The 13,201-nt window shown below is 69.1% G+C and carries 17 protein-coding genes and 2 pseudogenes; 11 read left to right on the top strand and 8 right to left on the bottom strand.

Features of this window, described 5'->3' with window-relative positions:
- Positions 1–223: pseudogene (locus tag J7E94_RS34470) on the top strand (IS200/IS605 family accessory protein TnpB-related protein); the annotation flags it as partial.
- A 4-nt stretch (positions 224–227) separates the two neighbouring features.
- Here J7E94_RS34470 and J7E94_RS12365 read toward each other — a convergent pair.
- The 3 genes and pseudogenes from J7E94_RS12365 to J7E94_RS12355 form a co-directional block, all read right to left on the bottom strand.
- Positions 228–458, bottom strand: a pseudogene (locus J7E94_RS12365) (VOC family protein); the annotation flags it as partial.
- A 141-nt stretch (positions 459–599) separates the two neighbouring features.
- Positions 600–1,340, bottom strand: coding sequence for a hypothetical protein (locus J7E94_RS12360; RefSeq protein WP_215014944.1), 741 nt, complete (start codon positions 1,338–1,340; stop codon positions 600–602).
- Between the two features lie 29 nt (positions 1,341–1,369).
- Positions 1,370–2,194 (bottom strand): hypothetical protein, encoded by an 825-nt coding sequence (locus tag J7E94_RS12355; protein WP_215014942.1) that lies wholly within the window; start codon positions 2,192–2,194, stop codon positions 1,370–1,372.
- Between the two features lie 259 nt (positions 2,195–2,453).
- On the opposite strand from J7E94_RS12355, the gene J7E94_RS12350 reads away from it, so the two are divergent.
- Positions 2,454–3,071, top strand: coding sequence for a flavin reductase family protein (locus tag J7E94_RS12350; RefSeq protein WP_215014946.1), 618 nt, complete (start codon positions 2,454–2,456; stop codon positions 3,069–3,071).
- A 208-nt stretch (positions 3,072–3,279) separates the two neighbouring features.
- Here the strand turns inward: J7E94_RS12350 and J7E94_RS12345 are convergent, their stop codons facing one another.
- From J7E94_RS12345 to J7E94_RS12335, 3 genes are read right to left on the bottom strand one after another with little or no spacing between them, the layout of a single operon-like run.
- Entirely contained in the window at positions 3,280–4,347 is a 1,068-nt protein-coding gene (locus J7E94_RS12345) for a Zn-dependent alcohol dehydrogenase (RefSeq protein ID WP_215014941.1), read from the bottom strand.
- Positions 4,344–5,549: an acyl-CoA dehydrogenase family protein gene (locus tag J7E94_RS12340; protein WP_215014940.1), complete on the bottom strand. Its 1,206-nt coding sequence runs from the start codon at positions 5,547–5,549 to the stop codon at positions 4,344–4,346. Before J7E94_RS12340 ends, J7E94_RS12345 begins: the two co-directional genes overlap by 4 nt.
- A gap of 14 nt (positions 5,550–5,563) precedes the next feature.
- The gene (locus J7E94_RS12335) at positions 5,564–6,484 is read right to left on the bottom strand and encodes an SDR family NAD(P)-dependent oxidoreductase (protein WP_215014937.1); all 921 of its coding nucleotides are present in this window, start codon (positions 6,482–6,484) and stop codon (positions 5,564–5,566) included.
- A gap of 83 nt (positions 6,485–6,567) precedes the next feature.
- Between J7E94_RS12335 and J7E94_RS12330 the strand changes: the two genes are divergently transcribed.
- A complete protein-coding gene (locus tag J7E94_RS12330) occupies positions 6,568–7,494 on the top strand; it encodes a cyclase family protein (RefSeq protein ID WP_215014935.1) in 927 nt (308 codons plus the stop codon).
- Between the two features lie 30 nt (positions 7,495–7,524).
- On the opposite strand, the gene J7E94_RS12325 is transcribed toward J7E94_RS12330, so the two are convergent.
- Positions 7,525–7,956, bottom strand: coding sequence for an ATP-binding protein (locus J7E94_RS12325; protein WP_215014934.1), 432 nt, complete (start codon positions 7,954–7,956; stop codon positions 7,525–7,527).
- A gap of 278 nt (positions 7,957–8,234) precedes the next feature.
- On the opposite strand from J7E94_RS12325, the gene J7E94_RS12320 reads away from it, so the two are divergent.
- From J7E94_RS12320 to J7E94_RS34465, 8 genes are all read left to right on the top strand, one after another.
- On the top strand, positions 8,235–9,044 hold the full coding sequence (locus J7E94_RS12320; protein WP_308344946.1) for a helix-turn-helix transcriptional regulator: 810 nt from the start codon (positions 8,235–8,237) through the stop codon (positions 9,042–9,044).
- A gap of 10 nt (positions 9,045–9,054) precedes the next feature.
- The gene (locus J7E94_RS12315) at positions 9,055–9,255 is read left to right on the top strand and encodes a DUF397 domain-containing protein (RefSeq protein WP_215014932.1); all 201 of its coding nucleotides are present in this window, start codon (positions 9,055–9,057) and stop codon (positions 9,253–9,255) included.
- A 141-nt stretch (positions 9,256–9,396) separates the two neighbouring features.
- Positions 9,397–9,603, top strand: coding sequence for a hypothetical protein (locus tag J7E94_RS12310; protein WP_215014931.1), 207 nt, complete (start codon positions 9,397–9,399; stop codon positions 9,601–9,603).
- Positions 9,587–10,084 (top strand): DUF6879 family protein, encoded by a 498-nt coding sequence (locus J7E94_RS12305; RefSeq protein ID WP_215014930.1) that lies wholly within the window; start codon positions 9,587–9,589, stop codon positions 10,082–10,084. Before J7E94_RS12310 ends, J7E94_RS12305 begins: the two co-directional genes overlap by 17 nt.
- Positions 10,081–10,911: a helix-turn-helix transcriptional regulator gene (locus J7E94_RS12300; protein ID WP_215014928.1), complete on the top strand. Its 831-nt coding sequence runs from the start codon at positions 10,081–10,083 to the stop codon at positions 10,909–10,911. Before J7E94_RS12305 ends, J7E94_RS12300 begins: the two co-directional genes overlap by 4 nt.
- A gap of 300 nt (positions 10,912–11,211) precedes the next feature.
- On the top strand, positions 11,212–11,427 hold the full coding sequence (locus tag J7E94_RS12295) for a hypothetical protein (RefSeq protein ID WP_251056551.1): 216 nt from the start codon (positions 11,212–11,214) through the stop codon (positions 11,425–11,427).
- Positions 11,428–11,482: 55 nt separating this feature from the next.
- On the top strand, positions 11,483–11,707 hold the full coding sequence (locus tag J7E94_RS12290; protein ID WP_215014925.1) for a DUF397 domain-containing protein: 225 nt from the start codon (positions 11,483–11,485) through the stop codon (positions 11,705–11,707).
- Between the two features lie 80 nt (positions 11,708–11,787).
- Entirely contained in the window at positions 11,788–12,309 is a 522-nt protein-coding gene (locus J7E94_RS34465; RefSeq protein WP_308344943.1) for a hypothetical protein, read from the top strand.
- 29 nt (positions 12,310–12,338) lie between these two features.
- Here the strand turns inward: J7E94_RS34465 and J7E94_RS12285 are convergent, their stop codons facing one another.
- Positions 12,339–13,049, bottom strand: coding sequence for a hypothetical protein (locus J7E94_RS12285; RefSeq protein WP_215014923.1), 711 nt, complete (start codon positions 13,047–13,049; stop codon positions 12,339–12,341).
- Between the last annotated feature and the right edge of the window lie 152 nt (positions 13,050–13,201).

Raw genomic sequence — 13,201 nt, 5'->3', positions numbered from 1 at the left:
ACCGCCCCACGACGACCAGAGTGATCGTCGCGGGCATCGGACCGTCCAGGCCCAACCGGGCACCCTCGGGCGTGAGGAACCCCGCCCCCGCATCCCCGGACCACGCACACGATGCGTGCCGCCGGACACGGAGCGAACGCGGGAGACCAGGACATCCAAAACCGTTCGGGATGCCCGCAGCGACCAGGAATGGGTCCAAGACCCACTCCTGCTCACTGACTAGGAACGGTGTTGAAGTGCACCGTCCAGGCCGACTCGGCCCCTTCCTCCGTGAGCGGACCGAGGGCGGCGACGGTCTTGCCGTCCAGCTGGAAGAAGCCGTAACCGCCCGCCTCGGGCCCGGCGGAGACGTAGTCCCAGTCGAAGACGTTGCCGTAGAACTCGACGGCGGCGGCGGTGTCGGGGCTGCCGAGGTCGAGCCAGTTGGGAGATCCGGTACGGAAGTCGGTGCCGAGCATGAAATGCCTCCTACGGGTCCTGCGGTACGAGTCCGCCGGCCACGATGCCGACCCCCCGCGCGCCGGCGGGCGTACGGCCCTCCGGCGAGCCGGGGTTTCACCCGTGTGGAGGCGGCGGAGGCATACGAAAGAACGGCCGCCTCAGATTCCGAGCCGTTCCAGCGCCGGCAGGAACTGGTCGTAGAAGCTCACCTTGACCTGGAGGGAGCGCTGCTCCGCCTCCCTGAAGGAGTCGGCCGCCCCCTCACCCTCGTTGGCGAGGAACTCCCTGAGTCTGGTGGCCAGGCGGTCGGGGTGGGTCACGGACAGCAGTCCCGCGGTCGCGAGGGAGCGCGCCTTGGCATCGTGCTTGAAGTGCGGGTAGTAGAAGCGCGACCGGTTCTCCCCGTCATGGAGCAGCAAGGGCTCCATGCGCTCCCACAGGCGCCCGTACTCGACGGAGACCAGGATCTCGCCCCAGAAGCGCAGGATCGTCAACAGCCGCAGGTCGGAGTCGTCATGGGCACCGGCGTCCGCGATCAGGTCGAAGGTGGCGTCGATGGCCTCCTTCGTCGCTGCCGTCGGCCTCGTGTGGACGAGGGCCTCCCTGGAGACGCCGAGCCGGAACATGTCGCCCGTCATGTCCTCGCGGTGCGAGTGCGTGTACCCGCGGCTGTCCGGATACTCCTCGCGCAGGATGACGCGGGCGATCCTCAGCGCCGCCTCGTCTTGCAGGAGATCGATCGCCAGGTCGTAGGCCGGGGTGAAGGCCAGGGACAGGAAGCGGCGCTGGAGCAGGATCGCGGCGAAGTCCTCGTCGGAGAGCCGCGCGATGTTCGCCAATACCGGGTGCTGCTTGTACTGCTCGATCAGTTCGTCTTCGAACGTGTCCAGTTCTTGCACGGCCGTTCCCTCTCTCGCCGGTCCGATCACTAATCCATGGATTCGATTGACATGTGCCAGTCACGGAGATCGACATCGCGGCCGATGCTCCACAAATTGTCCAGCTCAACCTGGACCTCCTGGCCCATCACGGTGCCGGACCCCTCGATCTCGATCTGGGTGGAGTCGATGGCGAGCTTGCCGTGCAGGAACGAGCTGACCAGATAGCGCTCGTCGGCCTTGTACACGGCGATCGAGGGCAGGGAGTTGTAGAGCTTCACCTGGAGCTTGTTCCGGAGCTCCGGCGGAACCTCGTCGTAGACGGACTTGAGGAGCCGCAGGCTCCCTTCCACGTCCATCATCTCCCTGTCGGGCTCTCCGGTCTCCAACGCGTCGTGGCGCAGCCCTGCCGCGAGGGACGACGGGCGCAGCAGCAGGATGCGCACCTCCACCTGCCGCTCGGCAATGGCCTTCGCCAGCTCCCTCACGAACAGGTGCAGGTTGGGTATCCAGGTCTGCAGGATGGACACCTGCCAGCGGGCAGTCCTCACGAGCTCGAGAAAGGGCGCGTGGGGGAAGGTCCGGTGTACCTGGACCGCGCCGAGGTAGCGCGTGCGCCGGAGCTCGCCCAAGCCGTCGACGTGGAGATCGGACATCTGCGTGCTGATGGTGTCGAGCACCTTCAGGCGTTCGAACTCCATCAGGAGGAACAGGGTGACCGTGCTGAGGATGAGCAAGGTGATCTTCGGGAGCGCTCCCCCGGGGGCCATCTTGTCGAGCCACCCGAGGAGGTCGGCGAGCAGGACCGCTATGCCTGCCACCGCCATCGCACCCAGTGCGATCCGCTCGGCCCGGTAGCGAAAACCGTCCCCCATACCCACCCCAGCCCCCGACGCCCTTGTCGTTGGCGAAGACTGTACACACGCACTCCCGGGCGCGCGCATCTGGGCCATGTCTCGTTAACTGCAGGGGAGTTGGCAACCCTTGCGAACCCTTGCGAACCATTCCGCCTTCCCGCCGAAGCCACCACAGCCGCCGCGCATACCCCGCTGATCAATTGACGTGGACCCTGCACCGCCCTTCCCATCTGACGAGCCGTCAACTTCAATCGACAGTGTGATGGGACACGCAGGGATGGCGGCCACCGTCGTCCGATACCTCAGGTCAGTCGGCTCCCCCACCTCCGCCTCGCCGGAGCAGGAGACCGAGCGCGTCGACGCCCTGCCGCGACCCGACCTGCGGGCCGTGGGGGAGGACGAGCGCGCGCCCGTCAGCCCGGCCGAATTCCGGGCCGTGCTCGGGAACTTCGCCAGCGGGGTCACCGTCATCACCGCGCCGCCCGGCGAGGGCGAGGACGGACCGGCCGGCTTCGCCTGCCAGTCCTTCGCCTCGCTCTCCCTCGACCCGCCCCTGGTGACCTTCATGGTGGCCCGTACGTCGACCACCTGGCCCCGCATCGCCCGCGCCGGGGTGTTCTGCGTCAACATCCTGGGCGCCGATCAGGGCGAGCTGTGCCGGTCCTTCGCCGTCAGCGGCGCCGACAAGTTCGCCGGGGTCGCCCACACCCCCGCACCCGGCACCGGATCCCCGCAGCTCCACGACGTGCCCGCCTGGATCGACTGCCGGATCCACGCCGTCCACACCGGCGGGGACCACCTCATCGTCGTGGGCCGGGTCGTGGCCATGGGCGCGGCCGGCGAGGGTGAGCCGCTACTGTTCCACAAGGGCCGCTTCGGGCGCCTCGCCGACTGACCGGGCCCTGCGCCCCCGGCATCCCCGCCCGGCCGTCAACCTGCGGATCTCGATCAGGCGGGGGGCTTCGTCCTGCTGCTGCCTGTGGCCCTGGAGCGAGGTGGCGGGCTGCAGCCGGCTGCCCGCCCTCCTCGCCGCCCTGACCCCCTGGCCCTGACCCCGGTGGTCAAGCGGTCCTCGTACCACCCCGGCCGGATGACCCCTGGAATCAGAAGGTGAGCACCCCCCGGGCCACCCGCCCGTGGTGGGCGTCGTCCGCGGCCTTGGCGAAGTCCTCGACCGGGTAGACCTCGGTGACCAACTCGTCCAGCAGCAGCCTGCCCTGCCGGTAGAGCTCGGCGTACAGCGCGATGTCGCGCTGCGGGCGCGAGGACCCGTACCGGCAGCCCATGATCGTCTTGTCCAGGTACATGGACGAGACGAGGAAGGAGGCCTCCTCCGTGAAGCCGGGCACCCCGAGCAGGACCGCCTGCCCGTGCCGGTCGAGGAGGTCGACGGCCTGCCGGATCAGCTTGACGTTGCCCACGCACTCGAAGGCGTGGTCGGTGCCCGTCGGGAGGATCTCCTTCACGGCCGCCGAGGAGTCCGGGACGGCGGACGCGTCGATGAAGTGCGTGGCGCCGAACTGCCGGGCCGCCGCCTCCTTCGCCGGGTTCGCGTCGACCGCCACGATGGTGGTCGCGCCCGCGATCCGCGCGCCCTGGAGGACGTTGAGTCCGATCCCTCCCGTGCCGATGACGACCACCGAATCGCCGCGGTCCACCTTCGCCCGGTTCAGTACCGCGCCCACACCCGTCAGGACCCCGCAGCCGATCAGCGCCGCCGACGTCAGCGGGATGTCGTCCGGGATCTTCACCGCCTGCACGGCCCTGACGATCGTGCGCTCCGCGAAGGCGGAGTTCGAGGCGAACTGGAACAACGGCTTCCCACCGCGCGAGAAGGGCTGCGCGGGCATCCCGATCGCCTTGCGGCACATCGTCGGCCTGCCCCGGTCGCAGTCCGCGCACGCCCCGCAGTTGGCGAGCGTGGACAGCGCCACGTGGTCGCCGGGGGCCACGTGCGCGACCCCCGAGCCGACCGCCTCGACCACCCCCGCGCCCTCGTGCCCGAGCACCACCGGGGGCGGGAAGGGGATCGTCCCGTCGATCACCGACAGGTCGCTGTGGCACAGGCCGGCCGCCGCTATCGCGACCAGCACCTCCCCCGGTCCCGGATCGCGGATCTCCAGGTCGTCGACCACCTGGGCCTGCTTGCCGTCGAACACGACGCCTCTCACCTGGACTCCTTAGGCAGGCCGAGCACGCGCTCGGCGATGATGTTGCGCTGGATCTCGTCCGAGCCGCCGTAGATCGTGTCGGCGCGGGTGAACAGGAAGAGCCGCTGCTCCTCGTCGAGTCCGAGCTCATACGGGAGCCCGGGCTCCCAGGCGCCCGGCCCGGCCGAGGCCGCCGCGCCGCGGACCTCCACCGCCAGCTCGCCGAGCCGCCGGTGCCACCCGCCCCACAGCAGCTTGGCGACGCTCGGGGCCCCCGGGTCGTCCGTGGAGCCGAGCGTGCGCAGGGCGTTCCACCGCATGGTGCGCAGTTCGGCCCACTGCCGTACGAGGCGCCCGCGCAGCACCGGATCGGGATCGGCGGCGCCCGAAGCCGCGTAGGCCTGGACCACCCGCTCCAGTTCCGTCGCGAAGCCGATCTGCTGGACCAGGGTCGAGACCCCCCGCTCCAGGGCGAGCAGGCCCATGGCCACGGTCCAGCCCTCGCCCTGCGCGCCGACGACCTCCGCCGCCACCGCCCCGTCGAAGAACACCTCGTTGAACTCGGAGGTCCCCGACATCTGCCGGATCGGCCGGACCTCGATGCGCCCGGGCTGGTCCATCCGTACGAGCAGGAACGACAGCCCGCGGTGGCGCCGGGATCCGGGCTCGGTGCGGGCCAGCACGAAGCACCAGTCGGCGTCCCGGGCGAGGGAGGTCCAGATCTTCTGCCCGGTGACGCGGAAGGCCCCGTCGGCCCGGTCCCGTACGGCGGCCGTGCGGATCCCCGCGAGGTCGGAGCCGGCGCCCGGTTCGCTGTAGCCCTGGCACCACAGCTCCTCGCCGCGCGCGATGCCGGGCAGGAAGCGGTCCCGCTGGTCCTGGCTGCCGTACGCGATCAGGGTGGGCGCGAGGAGGTTCTCCCCGATGTGGCCGACCCGACCGGGCGCGCGGGCCGCCGCGTACTCCTCGGCCCACACCACCTGCCCGGTGAGGGAGAGCCGCTGCTGTCCGTACGCCCCGGGCGCGGCCTCCCAGCCCTGCCCGATCCAGCCGCCGCGGCCCAGCTCGCGCTCCCACACGCGCCGGGCCCCGACCCCTTCGTGCTCGCTGCCCGGCCCGCCGAGGCCGCGGGCCTGGGCGTACGGGCCCACGAGGTGCTCCGCGAGCCACGCCCGGGCGCGGCCGCGCAGCTCCTCGTCCCCGTCGCCGAAGCTGAAGTCCACGCCGTGTCGCCCCCTTACGCGTTGGGGCGGTCCTTGGCGGCCGCCGCCTTGGCCATGGCCTCCAGCTGCGCGAGCATCGGCATCGGGTCGGTGCCCACCGTCCCGGGCAGGAAGTCGGCGATCTTCTCCGGTGTCCAGGAGCCCTCGGCGTATCCGGCGCGCAGCTCGCGCGGCTGCGCCCAGACGGCGATCTTCGGGCCGGCGATCGTGTAGACCTGCCCGGTGATCTTCTCTCCGCCGGCGGCGACGGCCTTGTCGGAGAGCAGGTAGGTCACCAGCGCCGCGACGTCCTCGGGCTCGCCGATCTCCTTGAGCTCCATGGGGACGTTGGCCGACATGCGGGTCCGGGCGACGGGGGCGACGGCGTTGGCCGTGACCCCGTACTTGGCCAGGCCGAGCGCGGCGGACCGGACGAGCGAGATGATCCCGCCTTTGGCGGCGCTGTAGTTGGCCTGGGCGACCGAGCCCTGGTGGTTGCCGCTGGTGAAGCCGATCAGGGTGCCGCCGCCCTGCCTGCGCATGACGGCGGAGGCGGCGCGGAAGACGGTGAAGGTGCCCTTGAGGTGGGTGGCGACCACGGGGTCCCACTCCTCTTCGGACATGTTGAACAGCATCCGCTCGCGCAGGATGCCGGCCACGCAGACGACGCCGTCTATGCGCCCGTAGCGGGCCAGTGCCGTGTCGACGATGCGCTGGCCGCCCGCCATCGTCGAGATGTCGTCCGCGACGGCGACGGCCTCCCCGCCTGCGGCGAGGATCTCCTTCACCACGCCGTCGGCTATCTCGCTCGCCGGCTCCCCGCCCTCGATCCCGACGCCGTAGTCGTTGACGACGACCTTGGCGCCCTCGGCGGCCGCGGCGAGTGCCACGGCCCGCCCGATGCCCCGGCCGGCGCCGGTGACGGCCACGACCTTGCCTGCCAAGAAGTTCCCCACGTCCGGCCCCTTCCCGCGTTTTCTGACGGACCGTTAGATTCTATGACCAGTCAGATACCGGAGCACAAGCCCTGGGGGACCTCATGACCCTGCCCGCCGAGTTCCACGACATCGCCAAGCGCGTCAACAACTGGGGGCGCTGGGGCGCCGACGACGAGATCGGAACCCTCAACCTCATCACCGACGAGGTGGTACGGGCGGCCGCGGCGCAGATCCGTACCGGCCGCCGGATAGCGCTGGCCCTGCCGCTGAAGGAGGACGGGGTGCAGGCGGGCCTGATCCCCGGCCGGGTCAACCCGCTGCACACGATGGTGCAGATTAACCAGGAGATCTTCGGGCCGGGCACGGTGGCGTGCAGCGACGACTCCGTGACCATGGGGCTCCAGGCGGGCACCCACTGGGACGCCCTCACGCACGTCTCGCACTCGGGGAAGATCTACAACGGCCGCCCGGCGTCCTCGATCACGGCGCACGGCCGCGCGGAGTTCAGCGGCATCGACAAGGCCGGCCCCATCGTCTCGCGCGGCGTCCTGCTGGACGTGGCGCGGGCCAAGGGCCTGGACCGGCTGCCCGGGGGGCACGCGGTGACACCCGAGGACCTGGCGGAGGCCGAGGAGTTCGGCGGGGTGACGGTCGGGCCCGGCGACATCGTCCTGGTCCGCACCGGCCAGGTCCAGGTCTACCTGGCGGGCGACAAGCACGGCTACGGCTTCCCGTCCCCCGGCCTGTCCGTCCGCACCCCGGAGTGGTTCCACGCCCGGGACGTGGCGGCGGTGGCGAATGACACCCTGACCTTCGAGATCTTCCCGCCGGAGATCGACAACCTCTGGCTCCCCGTCCACGCCCTCGACCTGGTCGAGATGGGCATGCACCAGGGCCAGAACTGGAACCTCGAAAAGTTGTCCACAGCCTGTGCAGAAGAGAACCGCTACACCTTCCTCCTCTCGGCGATGCCGGAACCCTTCGTCGGCGCCACCGGCACCCCGGTGGCCCCGGTGGCGGTGCTCTGAGCCGCGCCCTCTTGGGCGGGGGCACACGCGTCACGCCCCGCCCAGGACGGTGAACCAGACGACCTTGACATACTCCCCCTGCGCCACCGCCGCCCAGTCGTCGGAGTAGGCCGCGACGAGCGCGAGCCCCCGTCCGCTGGTCGCCATCAGTCCCTTTCCGGCTTCCGACGGCCACCGCTCAGGACCGCAGTCGGAGACATACACCGTCACACGGTCGTCCCACAGCACCACCTCGACGCCGATCTCCCGCGTATCCGTGTGCCGGTACGCATTCGTCACCACCTCGGAAGCACACAGCCGCGCCCGCTCCTCCGCAGCCCCTCGCCCGGCACTCCGCAGTACGGACACCACCCAGTCACGGGCGATCCTGGCCGTGTCGGCCCGGCTCGGCGCGACCATTCGATAGGTGAGCCCTTGCCCGGGCGGGCACTCGGCAGGGGTTTTGGCGCTCGTGTTCGTCACGGTCATCTCCCAACACGGAGGTATGCGGCTCATGCCGTCACGACCCGTGTCCCTGGCCACCGATTCGCCCCAACGGGGCTGTAAGTGGCTGCACTTCGGGCGGCGATCCGGCTTTCCGACACACGGAACGTAGGGCACAACATTGGGACGGCACAACAGTGGGACGGCCATAACATCCGATTGAGTGGACCTCAGCCGGAACGAGCGGCACACTCGTATCCGGATGAGATGGAGGGGTCTTGCCGCCAAGGAGCTATCCGACCGCGCGCCAACGGCGCTTGGGCGCGGAGCTGCGCAAACTGCGCGAGAAAGCCGGCATGAACGGCGCCACCGCCGCCGCGTACTTGGGCGGCGAACGGGCCCAGATCAGCCACATCGAATCGGGCCGCTACGGAGTCAGCGACGAACGTGTCCGCCGCCTGGCCGCCCATTATTCGGCCACGGACAAACATCTGGTCGACGCCCTGGCGGCCATGGCCGAGGAGCGCGGCAAGGGGTGGTGGGACGAGTACCGCGGGCTGCTGTCACCGGGCTTCCTCGACGTGGCCGAACTGGAGTTTCACGCCACGTACATACGGGTCATCCAGATGCTGCACGTCCCGGGACAGCTCCAGACGGAGGCCTACGCCCGGAGCCTGATCCGCAGCGGCATGTCCGACCTTCCCCCGCGCGAGGTGAGCACGCGCGTCGAGCATCGCACGAAGCGCCGCGTCATCTTCGACCGCCCTCGCCCCACCCCTTTCGAGGCGTTCATCCACGAGGCCGCTCTGCGCATGCGGTATTGCGACGCAGAGGTCATGCAGGAGCAGCTCGCGTTCTTGGACGAAGTGTCCCGCTGGCCGTCGGTTACCGTCCGGATCATTCCGTTCGACCGGCAGATCACGGGCTCCGTGCACTCGATGCTCTATGCAGGGGGCGCCATTCCGGCGCTCGACACCGTTCAGATCGACAGTGCCTTCGACGGCGGCTTCCTCGACGCAGAGGCTCAGCTGGCCAAGTACCGAGGGCTCCTCGAAGCCATTGAGTCGATCTCGCTCGGACCGGAAGAGTCGAGGGAACACATTCACCGCATCGCTCAGGAAGTGTGAGTCAAGGCGCATGACCGACGGAATCAAGTGGCAGAAGTCCTCGTTCTCGGGACCGGACGACAATCAGAGCTGCGTCGAACTGGCGCCCATCGACGGCGCGATCAAGATGCGGGAGAGCGACGACCCGGACGTGGTCGTGACCACCACAGTGGAGAAGCTCCGTGCGTTCATCCTCGGAGTCAAAGCCGGCGAGTTCGACCACCTGATCTGACGGACCTCAGCAGGATCACCGGCGAGTGTCTCTTTATGCGACAACGCGCATAGTCGCGTTCACGCATGGACGCTCAGGGCCTCTGCTCGTACGGTCGTGGCCATGAGGTCCGTCCGGGGCCTGTCACGAAGGGGGTTCCCCATGGCACGCGAGGAACTGACCAGGCTCACCGGCAATGGGAACGGGGAGTGTGGGCAGGGAGACTGCCCCAACGTCTACCGGACCGCATCCGGATCATTCATCGTCCAAGGCGACCTGTCCGACGCCTTCGTTCCACCGACCGGTGAGGGGCTCGTAGAGATCCCCGAGAGCGTGCTGAGGGAGGCCGTTCGTGCTCTTGGATGGTGAGGACTGGGCAGCCAAGTTCAAGACGTTCCAGACGGAGGCCTGGCGGCTTGAAACCTTGCCGCAGTACCTCGTGCCGCAAGAAGCGGATGAGTTCGCCGCGTACCGTGCGGGCACCCGCTTCCCCGGCCCGTACGAGGACGCATGGACCGAGATGGTGCGCACCCGGAACGTAGGGCGCGTACACATCCTGACGCGCCCGCTCAGCGACTACCTACGCTTCGAGTTCGATCGCTACTACCGGCACCAGGCGCCCGCCGGAGAAGACATCCGGATCCTCGACGTGACCGACCGGACGAACCCGCTGCCGAACGTGCCGGACTTCTGGATGTTCGACCGCAGCACGATCGTGCTCATGCACTACGAGCCGGACGGCAAGCAGATCAGCCGCGAGCTGTTTGAGGGCGATCCCGCACCGTTCGTCGAGTACCAGCGGATCGCCCTGGGAGCCTCTGTGCCGTTCCTGGAGTACGTCGCTACGTGAGTGTCGAGGCCGATGAGCTGGGCCAGTCGGGTGAGGAACTGGCAGCCCTGCTGAAAGCGGTGCGCAAGCGGTCCGGACTCTCCGGAGTCCGGACCGCCGCCCGCTGCAACATGTCGCAGTCCAAGGTCAGCCGTATCGAGAACGGCAAGATTCGTCCCTCCCTCTTGGACGTGGAACAGCTTCTTCGAGCCTGCGAAGCACCACCGGCATTGGTGACCCAGGTCCTGGCTCTGGCGCGCTTGGCGAACACGGAGTGGCAGGGCGCCCGTGGGATGCGACGCAAGGGCTTGGACAAGAAGCAGCTTGAACTTGCCAGCCTGGAGGCGTCGTCAGCTGACATCCGCTTCTTCCTCCTGTCGATGATCACCGGGCTCCTCTCGACCCCGGAGTACATCCGGGCGAGCCTCGCCCACGTCCCCGGCGACCACTCGAAGACCATCGCCCGGAAACTGGAACGGCAGCAGGTGGTCTACGACCGATCGAAGCGGTTCACGTTCGTGCTCACGGAACAGGCTGTTCGATGGCCGCTCGTAGGGCCCGATGCGCTGGCCGTGCAGATCGACCACCTGGCTTCGCTCACACACCTTCCGAACGTCCGGCTGGGAGTCATCCCGATAACCGTGCCGACGGGCCCCGCACCTCTGAACACCTTCACGGTCTACGACGAACGCATCGCCACGGTGGAACTGTCGTCGGGAGTCATGGTCTTCCGTGATCCGCGAGACGTGACGGGGCACCTGGAGGAATTCACGCACCTTGAGGACCGAGCGCTCTTCGACGACGCGGCGCGGGCCTTCCTCGGAGGGTGCGCAGCCGCCCTCAGATGATCTTTAGTCCAAGACGCGCATGATCGCACTGCGTCGCTGCCGACCGGTGAAGGATTGTCCTCAACCGAAGGCGACGGCAAAGGGGTGCGGCGTGACGAAGACGGAACCCACTCGGTGGCAAGAGCGGCCGGTGACACTGCCATGGCGGGAGGAGCGCCCACGGCCCCGGGCCGTGCCCGGATGCCCCGAGTGCCGACGGCTGGATCAGCTGCGAAGGGCTGCCGGAACGGAGGGGGACGGCGCGACGGTCGCCGACTGCAACGTCCTCCTCCGCATGCACGAGACCGGCCACTGATGGACATGCAGACCTGGCGAGATGCCTGGGGCCGGGCCGACAACGCCGCGCAGTCCATACGGGCGGCCCTGACAACCCTCGGCGTACCTGAATCCGTGTGGGGCAGTCTTCGGCCCATCGTGACGCACGCCGGTGGGGCCTACGTGGACCTCGGCAAGCTCCCGGCCGACGTGGTGGAGCAGATCGCCGAAACCCTTCGCCACCCCGTGACTTCCGCCTGACTCAGGGCGGGGGACGGCCCCGTTCGGGGCCGCCGACAGATCAGGAAGGACGACGATGACCGACCTGTACGACCTCAACATCGACGGCGCCTCTTTCGCGAAGGCGTGCGGCGGCAGCACCCACCCAGACGGCGAGGCATGCGTGACCCTCGCAGCCATCGCCCCGGGCGTCTGGGCCATGGGCGACAGCAAGCGGCCCGACGCCGAGCCGCTGCGCTTCACCACGGCCGAACTGGACGCGGCCGGGATCGACCCGGAGAGGTTCGGACTCTCCGCCTGACCTAAGGCACCACCCGAACGGACGGCCCTGCCCTGTACGCCGACGGGCGGGGCCGTCGCCATTTCCGGAACGGAGCTGCAGTGCACCACCACGGATACGCATGGCTCGGAGAGAAGGCGACGTTCGACCAGGAAGGCACCCGTAGACCAGCGGGGCCGCAGCCTCCGCCCGGCATCCCCCAAGGGCTCGTTGACCGCTATCGCAGGGCGGTGATCGAGTTCCCGACCTCCGACGTGCCGCCTATCGAAACCGCGTTCTGGCTCATGAAGCCGCCTTCGCTCATCAGGGGAACGTGGACGGAGCTGAAGGAGGCCGGGGAGTGGCTGGGTACACAGCTCGCAGAGTTCGCACCCCGGTACGCCTCCGAAAGTGACCGGGACGTGGCTCGTCTCGTGGCCCTGGTGAACGCCGCTGTCGAGCGGCTCACGTGGGGCGGCGACGTATCCCTGGGCCACTACCTCAAGGGCACGGTCTTCCATTCCGTAGCCCTGGTGACGTGCTCCCCGAACCGGTCAGCTCCGGAGCTGTCTTGCCCGCTTCCCCAGGTGCCTCGTATGCCCCTGACTAGCTCTGCCTCACCGCACCCGACCCCCGGCACATGACTGGACCGGCGGTCGGGGCGGCCGCGGCGTCAGCCCTTGCCGCAGATCACGTCGTAGGGCCGGCCGATGGCCATGGTGAGCTTCATCGGCTCGTTGGTGCCGGACGGGCACTCGTCCTCGGTCTTGGTCAGGCCGAGCACCTTGTACGTGCCCTTGCCGGCCGAGGCGCAGGGGACCTCCTGGGCCTGCGAGTCGATGCAGTCGCCCTGCACCAGCTGGCCGCCGCCGGCGCCCGCGTCACCCGGGTGCTCCCCGGACAGGTTCCGGCCGCAGACGGTGTTGGTGGGGATGCCGCCCTTCTTGCTGGAACCGTAGGAGATGCTCACCTGGATCATCAGGTCGGTACCGGCCGGGCACTGGATCGCGCCCGGGAACATGCTGGCGTCCTTGATGTCGATGGCCTTGAAGGTGGCGCCGGTGGCCGAGCACTTCTGCGGCCGGTAGCCGTCCGGCTTGTTGTCCGGGTCGGGGCCGCCGCAGTCGCCGACCTTCCACGAACTGGACGTGTCGGAGGAGGACTCGGGGTTGGCCGCGTCCTTGGACGGCTTGGCGGAGGGGGACGCGGTGGCCGAGACCGACGAGCCCTTGCCGTTGCCCGGGTCGCTGTCCTTGCCGAGCCACCGGGAGAGTCCGATGATGCCGACGATGACGAGGACGATGACCAGGACGGCGGGGAGCTTGCCGCCTCCCGAACGCCGCGGTGCCTGCGGAGGAGGCGTCACCTCGTACGGGTTTGCCATGCGCTTCTCCTGATGGGTCGTGGTGTGCGATCCGACGCGCGAACGGTGACGCGTCATGGACACCTCATGGTTCCACGCCACACCGACAACCTCCGCCGGGCCGGCGGTCATCGGCATCCGGAACGCGCGCGGCTAGTGCTGTGGCCGGAGAG

This window comes from Streptomyces sp. ISL-94 (genome assembly GCF_018614075.1).
In the GTDB taxonomy this organism is placed as follows: domain Bacteria; phylum Actinomycetota; class Actinomycetes; order Streptomycetales; family Streptomycetaceae; genus Streptomyces.
The sequence above is the reverse complement of the archived record's forward strand: the minus strand, read 5'-3'. Positions and strand labels throughout refer to the sequence as shown.